The 18,228-nt window shown below is 45.0% G+C and carries 13 protein-coding genes; all 13 read left to right on the top strand.

Annotated elements, in window-relative coordinates:
• Positions 1-50: 50 nt before the first annotated feature.
• The 13 genes from DEAC_RS04600 (at position 51) to DEAC_RS04540 (ending at position 18,210) form a co-directional block, all read left to right on the top strand.
• Positions 51-1,802, top strand: coding sequence for a B12-binding domain-containing radical SAM protein (locus DEAC_RS04600; RefSeq protein ID WP_047808866.1), 1,752 nt, complete (start codon positions 51-53; stop codon positions 1,800-1,802).
• A gap of 15 nt (positions 1,803-1,817) precedes the next feature.
• Positions 1,818-2,999, top strand: a complete 1,182-nt coding sequence (locus DEAC_RS04595; RefSeq protein WP_047808865.1) for a sugar ABC transporter substrate-binding protein — start codon at positions 1,818-1,820, stop codon at positions 2,997-2,999.
• Positions 3,000-3,033: 34 nt separating this feature from the next.
• Entirely contained in the window at positions 3,034-3,924 is an 891-nt protein-coding gene (gene rapZ / locus DEAC_RS04590; protein WP_047808864.1) for an RNase adapter RapZ, read from the top strand.
• Complete coding sequence (locus tag DEAC_RS04585; RefSeq protein ID WP_047808863.1) at positions 3,921-5,294, top strand: gluconeogenesis factor YvcK family protein; 1,374 nt, start codon at positions 3,921-3,923, stop codon at positions 5,292-5,294. The genes rapZ and DEAC_RS04585 overlap by 4 nt, the downstream gene beginning before the upstream one ends.
• Before the next feature lie 67 nt (positions 5,295-5,361).
• Entirely contained in the window at positions 5,362-6,321 is a 960-nt protein-coding gene (whiA, locus tag DEAC_RS04580) for a DNA-binding protein WhiA (protein WP_047808862.1), read from the top strand.
• Positions 6,322-6,371: 50 nt separating this feature from the next.
• Positions 6,372-7,772 (top strand): RNA polymerase factor sigma-54, encoded by a 1,401-nt coding sequence (gene rpoN, locus DEAC_RS04575; protein ID WP_047808861.1) that lies wholly within the window; start codon positions 6,372-6,374, stop codon positions 7,770-7,772.
• A gap of 774 nt (positions 7,773-8,546) precedes the next feature.
• Positions 8,547-9,830 carry an IS110 family RNA-guided transposase gene (locus tag DEAC_RS04570; protein WP_047808144.1) on the top strand — a complete coding sequence of 428 codons (1,284 nt, stop codon included), beginning with the start codon at positions 8,547-8,549 and terminating at the stop codon, positions 9,828-9,830.
• A 433-nt stretch (positions 9,831-10,263) separates the two neighbouring features.
• Positions 10,264-11,763, top strand: a complete 1,500-nt coding sequence (gene glpK / locus DEAC_RS04565; RefSeq protein WP_200903097.1) for a glycerol kinase GlpK — start codon at positions 10,264-10,266, stop codon at positions 11,761-11,763.
• Positions 11,764-11,889: 126 nt separating this feature from the next.
• Positions 11,890-13,509 carry an anaerobic glycerol-3-phosphate dehydrogenase subunit GlpA gene (glpA, locus tag DEAC_RS04560; RefSeq protein ID WP_047808859.1) on the top strand — a complete coding sequence of 540 codons (1,620 nt, stop codon included), beginning with the start codon at positions 11,890-11,892 and terminating at the stop codon, positions 13,507-13,509.
• Positions 13,506-14,753 carry an FAD-binding protein gene (locus DEAC_RS04555; RefSeq protein WP_242847072.1) on the top strand — a complete coding sequence of 416 codons (1,248 nt, stop codon included), beginning with the start codon at positions 13,506-13,508 and terminating at the stop codon, positions 14,751-14,753. Before glpA ends, DEAC_RS04555 begins: the two co-directional genes overlap by 4 nt.
• Positions 14,754-14,791: 38 nt before the next feature.
• Positions 14,792-16,039: an anaerobic glycerol-3-phosphate dehydrogenase subunit C gene (locus tag DEAC_RS04550; RefSeq protein WP_047808857.1), complete on the top strand. Its 1,248-nt coding sequence runs from the start codon at positions 14,792-14,794 to the stop codon at positions 16,037-16,039.
• A 116-nt stretch (positions 16,040-16,155) separates the two neighbouring features.
• Positions 16,156-16,731: a glycerol-3-phosphate responsive antiterminator gene (locus DEAC_RS04545; RefSeq protein ID WP_047808856.1), complete on the top strand. Its 576-nt coding sequence runs from the start codon at positions 16,156-16,158 to the stop codon at positions 16,729-16,731.
• Between the two features lie 294 nt (positions 16,732-17,025).
• Positions 17,026-18,210 (top strand): phosphoglycerate kinase, encoded by a 1,185-nt coding sequence (locus DEAC_RS04540; protein ID WP_047808855.1) that lies wholly within the window; start codon positions 17,026-17,028, stop codon positions 18,208-18,210.
• Positions 18,211-18,228 lie beyond the last annotated feature (18 nt).

The raw sequence follows: 18,228 nt of genomic DNA, 5'->3' as shown, positions 1-18,228 counted from the left end.
TGCATTAAAAGGTTTAAAACGCTATACTTAGGGCGAAGGGGGATTTTCATTTGCGTGTTCTCTTGGTGGCACTTAATGCAAAATATGTCCACACCAATTTGGCCCTTCGTTATTTGAAAGAAGGACTTTTGCGTTCCGTAACTTCGGATGTAATTTTGCGAGAATATAGTATTAATGATCGCCTTGAGCGTATTGCCGGGGAAATCTATGAAACCAGGGCCGATGTCATCGGCTTCTCATGTTATATTTGGAACATCAAGGAAGTCCTGAGTGTCGTTAGGCAGCTGCATCCCGTTTGCCCTGATGTGCGTTTTGTACTTGGTGGTCCGGAGGTATCCTTTGACGTTGAAGAACTGTTAAGCTCTCATCAAGAAGTGGATGCCGTAATTCTTGGTGAAGGCGAGAAATCTTTTAATGACCTGCTTTTAGCTTGGCAGAAGGGAGAGGACCTTTCAAAGGTTGAGGGCTTAGCCTGGAAATATAACGCAAAAGTGATTGTTAATTCTCCTAGTCGGAAATCACTTAATTTGAATGAACTTCCTTTTCCCTATGCAGATGAAGAGGATTTTTCCGGACGAATTGTATATGTTGAAACGACTCGAGGTTGTCCTTTTTCCTGCCAGTATTGTCTGTCCTCCACCTTCCAAGGTGTTCGTTATTTGGAGCCCGAAGGATTTCGCCGAATGTTTCGCCGTCTTTTAGGCCAAGGTGCGCGTACAATTAAGTTTGTTGACCGGACCTTTAATGCCCATAAACGACATGCTTTCGAAATTTTAAATATTGTTCGCGACGAGTGCTGCTCTCTGGGATTATCCGGTCAGGTACGGGTTCACTGTGAAATAGCGGGGGATCTTTTAGATGACGAATGGATGGATTATTTCAAGAATTATCCTCCAGGTTTGATTCAACTGGAAATTGGTGTTCAGTCGACCTACCAACCTACATTAGAAATAGTTGCCCGGCATCAAAACTTCGATGCTTGGAAAAAGTATGTACCTATAATGAAGAAATCGCAAATTCCTTTGCACCTCGATTTGATTGCCGGCCTGCCTCTCGAAAATTGGTTGCATTTCCGGAATTCCTTCAATGAAGTTTATGCTGTCAAACCAGATATGCTCCAATTGGGGTTTCTGAAAGTCCTCAAAGGATCGGGCCTGCGTCTGAACAGCCAAAAGTATGGCCTTCTGTTTACCCCTGAGCCGCCATATACTATATTAGAAACAGCTGTCTTATCACATGAGGAAATGCTTCAATTGCAGCGTATGGAAGAGGTTCTTGACAAATATTATAATTCAGGGAAGTTCATTCACTCTTTGCGTGAAGCCCTTCACATGTTTCCTTCAGCCTTTGACTTCTATCATGAATTGGCCGAGTATTGGGAGAAGAAAGGTTGGTTTCAGCGCTTATGGCCGGGTAAAGCATTATTTGATAAATTATGGGAGTTTATAGAATGGGTTCAACCTCAAAGGGTGAGCCGGAAAGGGTTTCTGGATGCTTTGCGTTTCGACTATTATTTATGGGAACGTCCCAAGACACTACCTGACTATTTTGTCAGAAGTGAAGGGCAGGGAGAATGGCCCAACGGCGGGGAAGCAAAGAGAACCGGCGAAGAGATTCAGCGAGATGGCTGCTGGGCCAATGTAGTTCCTGAGTTTGCAGCCATGGATCGTCGCCAGTGGAATCGTAACACAGCCGTGGCTTATTTCGAGACAGATGTGTTAAAAGTGGGTGAATCTGGTCCCGGCTGGTTCCTCTTCCTTTATCAGCAGGGCCAAGCTAGGATTTATCGCTATCAAGTATGAATGGAGTGCAGAATCATGATTTCCCGTACTCTACCCCGCAGTATTTTCTGTTTATTAATCATTTTTTTCTTAGTTATTGGCTGCGCTCAGGCACCTCAGACAGGACAGCCAGGCGGTCCGGCTCCCGCCGTCATAGAAGTTTGGCATTCTCTTCTCGGGGCCCAGGCAGACGCCTTACAGGCCCAGACTGAGGCAATCATGAAAGCTCATCCGGAGGTGATCGTTAAACTTAAATATATTCCCGAAGAGAAGTTTGCATCCTTTTCTTATCAGGCTGAAGCAGGCGGAGAAGGACCGGAAATTTTCATTGCCCGGCGAGAGGTTATTCGCCAGCTCTATAGTCAGGGAACTTTAGCCAAGACGGCCTATTCTGATCAAGGAAGTTTTTCAGCTGCTTCGGCCGGTTTTCGCTTTGGGGATACCCAGTATGCCTTACCTTGGTTAACAGATGTTCCTCTGCTTTATTACAGAACAGATATGGTAAGTACTCCTAGTACTCTTGACAGCCTCTTTTCATCCCAAGGAGGCACTTCTGTTCTTGCGGCGGATACTGGGACCCTTTCCGCTTGGTGGAATGGACAAGGCGGAAAGTTGATGAATGCCGGGAAACCCTCTCTGGATGATCCCAGTAATCTTGCGTTTTTACAGAAGCTAATAGCTTGGCAAAGCGCAAAGACCCTGAGAATTGATCCGCAGGCTATGTCTGCCTTTGCAAATGGTCAAACTCCCTATGTGATTGCCGGGGCGAGCCAGGCAGCACTTTTAAATCAACAGAAAGTCCCATGGGGATGTATTCCTCTGGCTGATTTAACGGGGGGGCAGGGAGAGCCCCTTTTAGGTTTAACTTTCGGGATCGCGAATTCTGCGATCATGACAAAAGATCTAGGCCCGGAGATCCAGATCGTTGAAAAGGGACTTCTGCAGCCTGAGGCTGAGGGAGCTCTTGTCAAGGCAGGATCCCTTCTGCCGGCGAATATGGCCTATTATAAGTTACCCGAAGCTCAAACAGGAGTTTATCCCCAAGCTTATCAAGCTTTTGCAAAAGCCTGGGTCCTGTCGGGCAGTGCTCAGGAGTGGAACTTGATTTCTCTTCAGGATACAGCCTGGAGCAGTGCTTTGGCGGGAAGTCTCAGTCCGCAGGATGCTTTGACAAATGCTCAGACCCAAGCCTTAAAAGCTTTAACGAAAAGTTCTTAAATGAAGATATAACTATGCAGAGGGGGTGAAAGGAATGGATAAAGAGGGGTTGGAAATCATTGTAATTACTGGCTTGTCCGGGGCTGGAAGAACTCAGGCCATGCAGAGTCTTGAAGATCAAGGTTTTTTTTGTGTCGACAATTTGCCGCCAACCTTCTTGGTCAAATTTGCTGAGTTGTGTGCTCAATCTCGCGGCAAGGTTTCCAAAGCGGCTATTGTTTGCGACTTGCGGGGAGGGGAATTCTTTTCTTCACTGAGTGAAGCATTAACTAATTTGGAGAAAGAAGGGTTTCATCTTCAAGTCCTCTTTTTGGATGCTGCGGATAAAACCTTGATCAGGCGCTATAAGGAATCTCGCCGTCGTCATCCTCTGTCACCTCAAGGAAGAGTCTTAGACGGGATTCAGGCAGAACGTCAGCAGCTTGAAGAGTTAAGGATCCGAGCTGATGAAATTATTGACACTTCCGATTTAACGGCCTCGCAGCTTCGTGCAAAGGTGGCCGAACGTTTTGCCAAAGGGCAAGGCAGGCAAATGGCGGTATCTGTAATTTCCTTTGGCTTTAAATACGGAATACCTCTCGATGCTGATTTACTGATGGATGTGAGGTTTTTGCCTAACCCGTTTTATGTGGAATTATTGCGTCCTTTGACTGGCGAAGATAAGTTAGTGCAGGATTATGTTTTCGGCAATCAAATGGCTCAAGAATTTATGGAAAAATATTTAGCCTTGCTCGAATATATTCTTCCTAACTATGTGAAAGAAGGGAAAACTCATTTAGTCATCGGTATCGGCTGTACAGGCGGGCAGCACCGTTCCGTGGCCATCGCTGAACGGGTTGGACAATTTTTAAGGGAACGCAATTATGCAATTAGTATAAAACATCGGGATGCCGCAAAAAATCGGAAGGGCGGAATCCCTCGATGAGAAGTGTAAGACATGATAAGATTGCTCAATATCTGAAATGGCTTTACCCAAATTTGAAAGTAAAACGATGGTTCCTTGTAGCAGTCTTTGGAATTTTCCTTTTTGCTACAGGTTTTGCCGTTATGAATGATGGCGTGGCCTTGGGATATGCGGAATTGCAATTTCGGGAGATAATTTATCATCTTACAGGAAGCACTCAACACGTAGCTATACCGACAGGCTTGATTATAAGTGTCCTTGGAGTTTTAGCAATTGCTATCGGTTTTAAGCGCATGTTGTATTCGATTATTTCCGGTGTTTTACCGGGAAACGAAGGTAAAATTGTTGATGTTATTTATGCTCGGCAACATTTAATGAGGGGCCCCAAGATTGTCGTTGTAGGTGGGGGAACAGGGCTGTCATCGCTTTTGCGCGGTTTAAAACACTACACGCGTAATCTTACAGCCATCGTAACAGTTTCAGACGATGGCGGAAGTTCCGGTCGTTTACGTGAGGAGATGGGTATTCAGCCGCCAGGTGATGTGCGAAACTGTTTAGTGGCCCTCGCCGACACCGAGGAAATTATGGATACCTTGTTTTCTTACCGTTTTGAAAGCGGGACTCTTAAAGGCCATAGCCTGGGAAACTTACTCTTGGCAGGCCTGACCGATACCTTTGGCGATTTTCAGAAGGGAATAGAACGAGTCAGTAAAGTCTTTGCCCTGCGCGGCAAGGTTTTTCCTTCAACCTTGGAACAAGTTGAGTTAATGGCTGATTTTGAAGACGGGCGACATATAAGAGGCGAGACATCTGTGCGGGAAACTGATGGTAAGATCTGCCGAGTTTCTTTAGATCCCAGTAACTGTACCCCTTTACCTGGTGCTTTACAAGCTTTGGAAGAGGCCGATCTTATCGTTTTAGGTCCCGGAAGCCTTTATACCAGCGTTTTGCCGAACCTCTTAGTTAACGGTCTTCGCGATAAAATTCGTAAGGTCAATGCTCCCTGCGTTTACGTCTGCAATGTTATGACCGAAAAAGGGGAAACTGATGGCTACAGTGTGTCGGATCATTTAAAAGCAATCTTGGATCACTGCGGACCTGGTTTTGTGGATGCAGTATTGGCAACCAAAGGAGAAATTACAGCCTCAATTTTGCAGCGATACGTTGAGGAAGAGGCTGCTCCGGTAGTCACGGATCCTAAAGAAGTGGAGCGGTTAGGTGCAAGGTATTTTGAAGCTAACCTTGTTCAGGAGAGAAATGTCGTCCGTCATGATCCCGATCTTCTGGCAAAGGAACTCATCCGTTTACTGTTTCGCTTAAAACCTATGGGTGAACGTATTGCTCTAGTCGATGCTTATTTACTGTCCCAGAAGCTCCGTAAAAATTCATAAAGGTTTTGAATTATGTGAGTCAAGCTTCTATCCTGGTGTTCAAACCTCGATAAAGGAGGGCTTAGCATTGTCCTTTAGTGCTGTAACCAAAGAAGAGTTGGCACGTTTGTCCGAAAAAAAGCCGTGTTGTGAGCTGGCAGAATTAGCTGCTTTAGTCCGCATGGATGGTACCCTTCAAATTAGTGCTCATCAACAATACACTCTGAATGTTATCACGGAAAGTGCGCCTGTAGCCCGCAAAATTTATCGCTTAGCGAAAGATGTCCTGAGGAGACCCGTAGATATCGTCGTCCGGCGTAAATTAAGGCTGCGTAAGAATAATTCCTATATGGTTCGAATTTATCCCCGGGGAACAGAAGACTTGCAGAGTCTTGGCTTACTTAATGAAGATGGGCAAATATACCATGGTATTTCGCCGGATTTAATCAAAAAACGCTGTGATCAAAGGGCTTATTTGCGGGGGGCTTTTTTGGCCGGAGGTTCCATTAATAATCCTGAAGGAACGTATCACCTGGAAATCGTCAGCAATGACGAGGAACATGCCCAAGCATTATGTCAGTTGGTTAATTGCTTTAAATTAGGGGCTAAAGTTAGTATGCGGAAGCATTGGTATGTTGTTTATATTAAAGAAAGTGAACGAATTGTGGAGTTCCTCGGCTTTATTGGAGCACATCACGCCCTCTTAGAATTTGAAAATGTCCGGGTTCTTAAAGATGTTCGCAATCAAGTTAACCGTCTTGTCAATTGCGAAACGGCAAACCTGGATAAAATTGTCGATGCTGCCGTAAGACAGCTGGAAAATATTCAGCTTATTCAAAATACAATTGGACTTCAGGCCTTGCCGCCAACCCTGAGGGGTATGGCTGAGCTGCGTCTGGAATATACGGATGCCAGTTTAAAAGAACTTGGCGAAATGCTCCAGCCTAAAGTCGGCAAATCAGGCGTTAATCATCGGATGCGCAAAATCGAAGAATTAGCCGAACGAATTAGGAACGAAAAGACAGGAAATTCTAAGCTTATGGTTTAAAATGTTTTGAATAACGATCCCGCGACATTTAGAGGAGATGGGGGGATTAGGTGCGGTTAGGATATGGCTTAAGTTTAGAGCAGACTCAAAAACTAATTATGACTCCGGAATTGCGACAGGCGATTACTATTTTGCAATTGTCCGCACTTGAATTGTCCACATATGTTGAGGAACAGCTGCTAGAGAACCCTTTACTGGAAACACAGGAAGAAAATTCGGAGGTTAAAGGAGAATCTGAGCATAATAGTGCGGAAGAAAGCCCTTTAGACAATAAATGGGATGTTGATTGGCAGGATTATTTCCATGATCAAGATGAAAATCGCCCCCGGCAAGAACGGGTAACTCCTGACGAAAAGCAGCGATTTGATCCTTTTATATCTGCTGCACCGACTCTTCAGGAGCATTTGCTGGAACAACTTCATGTTCAAAAGATCTCGGTTCCTTTAAATGTTGCTGAGTATATTGTTGGGAATCTTAATGATAATGGCGGTTTGACCTTGACCTTGGAAGATATAGCTCGGGAGACTCATGTTTCTCTGGAAACAGCGGAAAAGGCTTTGGCGGACGTGCAAACTTTGGACCCATTAGGCGTAGGAGCGCGAAACCTTGAAGAATGTCTGAGACTCCAGCTCCCGCTCATTCCCGATTGCCCTGATGAACTGTCTGAGTTATTAAAGTATCTTGAAGATTTGGCGGCAGGACGTCTGCAAAAGATCGCCCATACTCTGAAACTGTCGATTACTCGTGTTCAAGAACTTGCAGATATGATTCGAAAATTAGACCCTAAGCCTGGTCTGCGTTTTTCTGGTCCTGGAGATGTGCGCTATATTGTTCCCGACGTTGTCATCGAAGAGATTGGCGGAGAGTTTATTATTTTGGTTAATGATGTTACTGTTCCTCGCCTTGGGATTAATAAAGCCTACCGTGAGGCTCTAAGCCGTGAGGAAGAAACGGATACCCGCAAGTTTGTCGAGCAAAAACTAAACGCAGCTGCCTGGTTGATTCGCAGCATTGAGCAGCGGCGCTTAACACTCTATAAAGTTGCTAATGCCATTGTGAAATGGCAAACCGATTTTCTGCGCTATGGTATTCACCATCTTAAACCACTTACCTTAAGGGATATTGCTGAGGAAATCGGGGTCCACGAGTCGACGGTCAGCCGGGCAACTTCTCATAAATATGTTCAGACGCCGCGAGGAATTTATGAATTTAAATTTTTCTTTGCCAACGGCATGGGGCGTGGGCATAGCAGCGAGTCAAACATCACAACAGAGGAGATTAAGCTTGCCCTGAGAGAGATCATTTCTTTGGAGAACTCGAAGAGTCCTTACTCTGACCAGAAATTAGCGGATCTGCTTAAAGCTAAAAATATGGAGATCTCCAGGCGGACGGTAGCTAAGTATCGCGATGAGCTGGGAATACCTACGGCTACGGTAAGAAAACGATATTAATAAATTCTTTCTGAATTGAGCAAAAGTACAATGTTAATATTTCTAGTATAGGAGAGTGAAGCAAGGTATGGGAATCACTCTCACCTGTAGATTTGGGAGTCTTACGATACAGTGAACTCGCTTACGCTAAAGCTGAACATCGGGGCTTCAGATACAATAATGTCCAGTGGACATTATTGCCGAGCCGTCTTTCCCAACAGGAATACTTAGCGGCGAAGGAGGACTCTACCCCACCTGAAGTTAACGAAGGACCCACCTCCACTTATAGAAGTGGGGGCCATAAAAACTAGATAAAGGAATAAGAATTATTGGAAATTTTATTATTTTAGCATTTTAGTATTGAAAAACGCTAAGAGAAAGAATAGACTAATAGCAAAGATAGAATAATGTCATGAATTTGAAAGTTAATTAGATAATCCAATATGTGGCAGAGTATCAGAGAAGCCGAATTATATTAGTTGTTTTAATGAATGACTAGTATAATTGGGCTTTTTGTTTTTCTAATAGGTTAAGAATACTTCAATAACTAGGGATTTTGCCCAAATTCTCTGTTCATACGTACCTTGCCTAGAATTGCTTTCATAATATTCCCGATACTTGGAAAAGGAAAATCGTATTCTTTGGCTAGAAACTCATAAAAACTTAACTATAATTAGAAGAGGAGCATTCCTGTAGTAGGAAAAAATGAGCTTTGTCAAAAAGAAGACCTCACGTTACAATTTGAAAGGACTGTTGGCCAACAGAATCCAATCAAAATAACGGAGGTCATCCCAAATGAATTTTACACAAAACGAGAAACTAAAGCAACTTTCTGAAAGAAGTATTGTTATCGGAGTGGACATCGCCAGCGAGCTTCATTACGCCAGGGCTTTCGACTGGCGAGGAGTAGAGCTGGGCAAAGTATTCAAGTTTGAAAACAGTGCTGAAGGATTCAGGGATTTCTATGCATGGATTGAACGTTTAAAAGGTCAAGCACAAAAGGACTGCATAGTGGTAGGCGCAGAGCCAACCGGCCATTACTGGTTCGGCCTGGCATCATATCTAAAAGAGCAAAGCATTAAGCTAGTCCTCGTAAACCCATTCCATGTAAAGCGTAGTAAGGAGCTTGATGACAACCACCCCAGCAAAACGGATGCTAAGGACCCCAAAACAATTGCTAAGCTGGTCATCGAGGGGAGATACAATGAGCCCTATATCCCGGAGGGGATCTATGCAGAACTGCGAATAGCGATGGCTTGCAGAATGCGCATCCAAAAGGAAATGAGCAGTATAAAAAATCGCATTCAGAGGTGGCTGAAAATCTACTTTCCCGAGCATGAAACGGTGTTTGGAAAGTTTGATGCGACAAGTAGCATGCTGGTTCTGCAAGTTGCCCCGCAACCTAGGGATATCAAAAGACTTGGAGTAGAAGGAATAAACCGAATTTGGAGAGACAACAAGTTGAGAGCAGTCGGAATGAAAAGGGCTAAGAGCCTGTATGAAGCTGCTCAGAAGAGCATTGGTTGCACCGAAGGAGAGTCTTGTTCCCGAATGGAAATTCAGCTATTACTCCAAGACTATCACACTAAAACAGCACAATATCAGGCAGTCATAGAAACCATCGATGAGTTGTGCCGTCAGATACCAGAAGTAGCGAAGTTACTTGAAATTAAAGGTGTTGGCCTTGTTACCGTGGCAGGCTTTCTCTCCGAAGTTGGAGATATTAGACGCTTTAATTCTCCAAAGCAGATCCAAAAGCTTGCGGGCTTAGCCTTACGAGAAAGCAGCTCAGGTAAGCACAAGGGACAGACCACGATCAGTAAGCGCGGCCGCGCACGACTGAGGGCAATCCTATTTCAAGCAGTGATGCCGCTAGTCGCAAAAAACGCAGAGTTTGCAGAGATACACAACTACTACACAACAAGGATCAAGAATCCCCTGAAGAAGAAACAATCACTAATTGCCTTAAGCTGTAAACTAATTCGGGTGTTCTATGCAATATTAACAAAAGGTACAGAATACGATCCAGAAAAGCTAATTAAGGACATTCATCGTCCAGTTGAGCATTTAGCAGCGTAATTAGAATAGCAGCGAAACCATAAGAAACAAACGATCTGTGGGTTAAAGCGTCACCACAGAAGCGAGCAATCCAGGTAACCTAGCAAAACAAAAGAGCTGGTAGTCAGTCGCATATTTTTCCATTAGAGCAAGGACTCGGTAGAGGAGCATAACTGACACCCAATCATGGATAGGTGGAACGAAGGAATTTAGGGCAGATTTATAATCTTGACCCTGTTAGACATGGGAGGTTTACCACCGTGAGAATCATGGGTTTACAACGGCCAACATATCCACAAATAGTAGACGTTGGCTTTGCCATATCCAATTTCTCCGAATTAGACATTTTATGCGAATTCTATCCGTGGTGAGCTAATTTGGTTAGCTAGGAATTCTATGAAAATACGAGATATCTAAAGAAAATATCAAGATATTATAGGGAGGCCTTATCATTATAGTGAAGAAATATGTCATGGCTCTTGACCAAGGGACTACGAGCTGCAGAGCAATCCTATTTGACAAGGAAAGCAAAATTGTGGGAATAACTCAAAAGGAGTTCACCCAGATTTATCCTAAAGCAGGTTGGGTTGAACATGATCCGGAAGAGATATGGAGTACGCAATACGGGGTAATTGCTGAACTCATTGCCAAAACAGGTATAAAAGTTGATGAAATTGCTTCGATCGGCATAACGAATCAACGTGAAACAACGGTGGTTTGGGATAAAAATACCGGTAAGCCGGTTTACAACGCCATTGTCTGGCAGTGCCGCAGAACGACTGCCATTTGCGATGATATAAAGGCGAAGGGCTGCGAAGAAATGGTTCGGAAAAAAACAGGCCTGGTGGTTGACGCCTATTTTTCCGGAACTAAGGTTAAATGGATTTTGGATCATGTTGAAGGAGCTCGTGCTAAAGCCGAAATAGGCGATTTGTTGTTTGGGACAACAGATACCTGGCTGATCTGGAAACTCACGGGCGGAATGGTCCATGTTACAGATTATTCCAATGCCTCCCGAACGATGATGTATAATATTCGTGAATTGCAATGGGATCAGGAATTACTCAAAATGCTGGATATTCCCAAGGAAATGCTGCCAGAGGTGCGAAATTCCAGCGAAGTCTATGGTCATACTGATGCCGGAGTCTTCCTGGGTTATGAGATTCCTATTGCCGGTGTGGCCGGCGATCAGCAAGCCGCTTTGTTTGGACAAGCATGCTATGAGCCTGGAGATGCGAAAAATACCTATGGAACAGGCTGCTTCATGCTTATGAATACGGGAAGTAAAATTCATGTTTCCAAACACGGTTTATTGACTACGATTGCTTGGGGGATTGACGGTAAAGTCGAATATGCCTTAGAAGGAAGTATCTTTATTGCCGGAGCAGCGATTCAATGGCTGCGGGACGGTCTGAAGATGATTGACGTTGCCCCTGACTCCGAGTATTTTGCCAAGAAGGTTAAAGACACCGATGGAGTTTATTTTGTCCCTGCTTTCGTGGGCTTAGGCGCTCCCTATTGGAATATGCGCGCTAGGGGCGGAATCTTTGGGCTTACTCGCGGAACCACAAAGTCCCATATTATTCGCGCAGCTCTTGATTCCCTGGCCTATCAAACCAAAGATGTTTTGGGATCAATGGAAGCTGATTCCGGTATTTCCTTAAAATCCTTGAAAGTTGACGGCGGTGCAGTGGCCAATAATTTGCTCATGCAGTTCCAAGCTGATATCTTAGGAACAAAGGTTGACAGACCGGAAATCATCGAGACGACAGCCCTGGGCGCTGCCTACCTTGCCGGTTTAGCGGTGGGTTTCTGGAAGAGCAAAGAGGAATTGGCAAGCCGCTGGCTGCTGAATCAGCGTTTCGAGCCTGCAATAGAAGCTGAGAAGAGAGAGAAACTGTACAAGGGCTGGTTAAAAGCCGTTGAGCGGACAAAAGATTGGGAAGAAGACTGAGCTGCGCTTGTAAACTCCGATAAGAATAGATAAGGCGGCTTGAGAATAAGTGAAGCCACTAAAGAGGCCATTGCGAAACAACGGTTTCTTTGGTGGCTCTTAATTTCTGGCAAGGAGGAGCTATGGATGTGTGAGATTGAGACCCAAGTTGTGGTAATCGGCGGAGGAGCGACAGGGGTTGGAATATTAAGAGACTTGAGTATGCGTGGTATCCCGGCGCTTTTGTTAGAACAAGGAGATCTGGCACATGGGACAAGTTCACGCTTTCATGGACTTTTGCACAGCGGTGCGCGCTATGCAGTTAAAGATGCTAAAGCAGCCCAAGAGTGTATCGAGGAAAATAAGATTGTGAAACACATTGCGGCTCATTGTATCGAAGATACCTTCGGCTGGTTTGTATATTTAAAAGGGGATGATCCGGGCTATTTACAGTTATGGCTTCAAGGATGCGATCAAGCTGGAATACCTGTGAAGGAGGTTCCCCTTGAAGAGGCCTTTCGCCTCGAACCTTTATTATCACGACAAACAGCACGGGTTTTTGAAGTTCCGGATGCTACGGTCGACGGTTTTAAATTGTTATGGGCCAATGTGAAATCAGCAGAAAAATACGGAGGATCGTATCGTACGTATTGCAAAGTAAAATCCCTGTGGTTAGAGAATAAAGACATCAAAGGTGTGTACGCCGAGGATCTCATTACCGGGGAAATGATTCAAGTCCGCAGTAAAATTGTCGTCAATGCTGCGGGTCCTTGGTCGGCTGAGATTGCTGCTATGTCCGGGTTTGATGTGCATATGCTGAAAAATAAAGGTTCACTCCTAGTGTTTAATCAACGGATGTTCAATCGAGTAATTAATCGTTTGCGAACTCCGGGTGATGGGGATATCTTTGTGCCTCATGAAACCGTAACGATCTTAGGGACGACCTCACAGATGGTTGATCTGCCGGATGACAATCAGGTCAGAGAACAAGATGTTTCATATTTGTTGGAAATGGGCAAAGATCTTGCGGAAGGAATTGAACAGCACCGTGTTCTGCGTGCTTTTGCAGGCATTCGTCCCTTGTATGAAAGTGAAGATGCCTCAGAGCATGAAGGACGAGGGGTAAGCCGCAACTTTGCTCTCATTGACCATGAAAAAAGAGACGGAGTTCACGGGCTGGTAAGTATAGTGGGCGGTAAATTAACGACCTATCGCTTAATGGCTGAAAAAGTGACGGATTGGGCGGCCGCCAGATTAAATGTTACAACCGCTTGCCGCACAGCTGAGGAGCCTTTGCATCATGAACTCCCGGCAGACGTCTGGAATAAGGCGCGCCAACTGCTGGGAGCTGCAGCCGCGGATAAGATGATGGAACGTTTGAACGAAGAAGCCGCTTCTGTCATAGCAGTCATCGAAAAACAGCCTGAACTTGGACAATTTATCTGTGAATGTGAAATGGTCACACAGGCCGAAGTTCTCCATGCACTCCAAGATCCTGCGGTTCATTCCCTTGATGATCTGCGCCGTAAGACAAGGCTGGGAATGGGGACCTGTCAAGGAACCTATTGTACCTATCGCTCGACGCCTATGCTCAAAGATGCCTTTGGCAGTTGGGAGAGAACCTTGAAAGAATATCGGATTTTAATAAGCGAACGCTGGCGGGGGATAACCCCGGTGCTTTGGGGAGATCAGCTGCGTGAGAGCGAATTGGCACGTGCTTTGTATTTGAACGTTTTGGATTTTAAGGCAGTTGAAAGTGAGGAATGAGCAAAATGTGGGATGCCATAGTGGTGGGGGGCGGTTTAGCAGGTTGGACAGCAGGAATTCGTGCCGCACAACGGGGCAAAAAGGTGCTTATTGTGACAGAAGGAGTCGGTACACTCTATTATTTCTCAGGGATTTTTGATTATGGAGATTTGGAGAGTTTGCGCCATTTGCCGAAACACCCTTATTCCTTATTTGATGCTGAGGCAATTGATCGCGGCAAACACTTTATCCAAGAGCTTTGTCCGGAATATATAGAAACTAACAAGTCCCAGCATGCTTTAACGGTATTAGGGACAGCCCGTCAAGGTGATCTTATGCCCCGCAGCATGGTTCTGCCGAATCACCAGGAACAGGGGAGCTTCGTACTATTAGTGCCTGAAGGATTGAAGGATTTCTTTCCGGAAATTGTAGTGTCGAACCTGGTTCGCGAATTTCCCGGATGGCAAGTGAACGTAAAGAGAGTACACGCGGAAAATTTTGGAGAATGGCAAAGAATGGGCAAGAGTGCATCCGGTATTGATTATGCGGCAATCTGGCGATCAAAGGAGGGGCAAAACCTTCTCGCCCAGGAAATTGAGGCGATTAAACGAGAACATCAAGGAGCAGGCAGCAGATCGGGAAAAATCGCTGTGGTTTTGCCCAGTCTGGTAAGCGAGTACTTTGATGCTTCGCGTACTAAAACTTACGTGCAGGATTATTCCTTGCCGGTCATAGAAATGAGTTCCTTTCTACCAAGTCCGCATGGCCGTTACTTTGCGGAATATTTAAAGCATCAATTTACGGATTTGGGCGGTGAATTAATGATTGGAGCGCGCGCGGCTGCTCTGAATGGAAAGCCGATGTCGGCTAAGCAGCCTAAGTCCTGTCAGGAAATAATAGTCCAGAGTATGGGTAAAGTTTTGCACTTAAAAGCCAAGAAGTTTATTCTGGCTACCGGCGGACTCTTAGGCGGCGGAATTAAAGTGGGCATAGAAAGAAAATTGATTCAAGAAGACGTTTTCGATTTGCCCTTATATGTGCCGCAGGAATGGAGCACTTCCCAGTTCTTTGCTTCCCAGCCATTTGCCCAAATTGGCGTAGAAACGGATAAATGTCTGCGTCCCTTGGACACTAATCAAGGACGAGTTATCTGGGATAATGTCCACGTCGTGGGAAGAATGCTGGCCCATTGGGATCCCTGGACTCAACGGTGCGGCGGAGGTGTATCGGTAACCTCAGGCTGTGCTGCGGCTGAAATTATTTAGGTCCTATCCACTTGAGACGGAAAGGAGGATCCTTGACAATGGATGTAAGAAATGAATTGACGGCACGGTTGGATGCTTGCCAAAAATGTAATGTATGTACGGCTCAGTGCCCGGTGGCCAAAGTAAATCCTCATTTTCCGGGACCGAAAGGTTTAGGACCGGATATGGAACGATTCCGCAGGGGGCAGTTTATTCCAGGGGAGACAACTTTGGATGATTGCTCAAATTGCAAAACTTGTGAAGTAACCTGTCCCTCAGGGGTAAAAATTACAGAGATGATCCTTGAAGCCCGGAGGGCAGCCCGTAAAGGGCCCCATAAAACGATGCTCAGCCTCAAATTACGCTTAAGAGGATATGTTCTGGGCCGGGCAGAATATCTTGGCAAGCTCGGGGTTTTATGGCCTGGGATGGCCAATCAAGCCTTGAAACTAAATTTAGTACGGTGGGCCCTTGACAAAGGACTTGCGGTTAGTCAAAAAGGTCCCTTGCCTGCTTATGGAAGACCTTTAGAAGTAATTGAGGATAAAGGCGGAAGAGCTGGAGGCGCGTTCCGTAAGCAAGTTATCTACTTCCCGGGTTGTTATACGCGTTATAATGAAGGGGATACAGGCCGAATCATGATCAAAGTTTTAGAGCATATTGGCTATAAAACCATTGTGCCTAATTTTCATTGTTGCGGTTTACCTTTAGAGGCTAATGGCCAGTTCGACAAGGCCCGTAAGAACGGACTTTATAACTTGGAATTAATGCGCCCCTATCTGGAGGCAGGAGTGCCTGTTATAACCTCCTGTACCAGCTGCGGCCTGACCTTGAAAGAAGACTATCCTAAGCTGCCGGCACCGGGGGCTCAGATGATTGGGGCTCAGACCTATGATTTGTTCGAATTTCTATGGCAGCTTCACGAAAAGCGAGAATTGCCTCTGGACTTTCAAGAGGTCAAAGCTTGTTTTGGGTACCATCTCCCATGCCACTTAAAAGCTCAAGGGATCGGAACTCCTGCTTTGCGCATTTTACGCTTAATCCCCGGTGTTAAAATACGCAATCTTGATGCCGGCTGCTGCGGCTTATCCGGGAGTTATGGATTTAAAGCTGAAAAGTATGATAAGGCAATGAAAATTGGAAACCCTCTTTTTGAGGCGGTCAATGTCGGAGTTGAACGAGGAGACTTTCAGGAAATGTTAACGGAATGCGGGGTTTGTAAAGTTCAAATTCAACATGGTACTTCTATTCCTACGAAACACCCTTTGCGTATTTTGGCAAAAGCATATAAGATAATACTCGAATAAGCTTGGGGCAGCAAAGAGTATAGTTTAATCCTCGGCTTGTGATATAATCAAAGACTGCTGCGGGTCTTGATTTGATAATGAATAAGTTAATTAATAAAACCTTGGGGGATAGTAACATGGATTTTTTAAGTACTGTTATGAAGGGAAAAAGGGTTGGTGCAACAATTCGGAGAGTCGAGGATTTAAGTGAAGCCATGCTTCATCCCAATATCAGCGCTATCTTTCTTTTAGGTGCAAACATTAATCTCCTGCCTTCCATTGTGAAAAAGGTTCATGGTGATAATAAAGTTTTGATGGTCCATCTTGACATGCTGGAAGGTGCCGGAAAGGACAAGGCGGGGATACATTTGTTGGCGAGAATGGGACTGCGCGGTCTTGTCACGACGAAGCCAAACTTGGTTAAATATGCGCTTGACGAAGGTATGGTGGTGATTCAGCGTCTGTTTGTTTTAGATTCGGAGTCTGTTAAAACAGGGATAAAAATGGCTGCCGCTGTCAAACCAAATGCCGTGGAAATTTTACCGGCCACGATCCCGCGCTTTGTTATCCAGGAAATGAAAGATTCCTTGGGGATACCCGTTCTTGGCGGTGGATTATTAAGAACTGAAGAAGACGTCACGACTGCTTTAGCAAAGGGAATTGATGCTGTTTCTACAAGCCTGCGCCATTTATGGGATATGAGCTTTGACTGAGGTTTTTTGATAGGTATCCTTAACGTTAAATAGAGATTAAGATATTGTTAATAGCGAGAAACATAGTAACGTCAGGCAGGAATCTCATGTTTTAACGAAGAATTTAAGTTCTAATGAACTATTTTACTATTTGAATCTGAAACTCCTCTGGAGAAGATGCCATCAATAGTTTTATAAACTTGGAGTTTGGGAGAGTAGGAAGTTTCTTTTCTCGGTATACTAAGATATATTATTGAAGTTATATAAAACACTGAGAAACACCAAACCCTTGTGCCTAAGAAAGGGGATTTTTGTATGAACAAAAAAAGTGTCAAAGATGTCACTGTTAAGGGAAAGCGAGTATTAGTTCGGGCGGATTTTAATGTGCCGCTAGACGATCAAGGGCAAATAACGGATGATACACGCATACGTGCTTCTCTCCCCACCATTGAATATCTCGTTAAAGAGGGAGCCCGTGTCATTCTTGCTTCTCATTTGGGACGCCCCAAGGGCCAGGTCAATGCGAAATATTCTTTGGCGCCTGTTGCTAAACGACTGAGCGAACGATTGGGGCAAAATGTTGCCTTGGTTCAAGATTGTATTGGAGAAGCGGCTGAAGAGGCTGTCGATAAGTTACAAGATGGTCAAGTCCTTTTGTTGGAAAACGTTCGTTTTCATAAAGAAGAAGAAAAGAATGATCCGGAGTTTGCTCGTGAGATGGCTTCCCTGGCAGATATCTTCGTTAATGATGCCTTTGGAACAGCACATCGTGCTCATGCTTCGACGGAGGGAGTTACGCACTATATTCCTGCTGTGGCAGGGCTGCTGATGCAAAAAGAAGTGGAGTTTATGGGAAATGCTTTGGAACGGCCTGAACGTCCCTTTGTGGCAATTATCGGCGGAGCGAAAGTAAGTGATAAGATCGGAGTTATTGAAAACCTCTTGGATAAGGTTAATGCCTTGATTATCGGCGGGGGAATGGCTAACACCTTTCTCAAAGCTCAAGGTTATAAGGTTGGTAAATCTTTGCTGGAAGAGGATAAGCTCGATCTAGCGAAACAATTGATCGAGAAGGCAAAAAGCAAAGGCGTCGCTTTAGAATTGCCCATTGATGTTGTTGCAGCTAAGGAATTTGCCGCTGAGGCCTCACATCGTATAGCTGCTTTATCAGATATTCAGGATGACGAAATGGCCTTAGATATCGGTCCGGCAAGTGCTGAGCGGTTTAGTACCATTATTTCTTCAGCCCAAACTGTTGTTTGGAACGGTCCTATGGGAGTTTTTGAGATGGATGCTTTCGCTCGAGGAACTGAACGAGTGGCTAAGGCTGTTGCAGATTGTCAAGGGACTACGATTGTCGGGGGCGGAGACTCTGTAGCGGCTGTCGAAAAGACCGGTGTGGCAGAGCGGATGACGCATATTTCGACAGGCGGGGGAGCATCTCTCGAATTTTTAGAAGGGAAAGTTCTGCCGGGTGTTGCGGCCTTACAGGATGCGTAAAGTTTCAATTGATTGCGG

This window comes from Desulfosporosinus acididurans (assembly GCF_001029285.1).
GTDB classification, from domain to species: Bacteria; Bacillota; Desulfitobacteriia; order Desulfitobacteriales; family Desulfitobacteriaceae; genus Desulfosporosinus; species Desulfosporosinus acididurans.
Note: the sequence above shows the minus strand (reverse complement) of the source record. Positions and strands in the feature narration are given on the sequence as shown.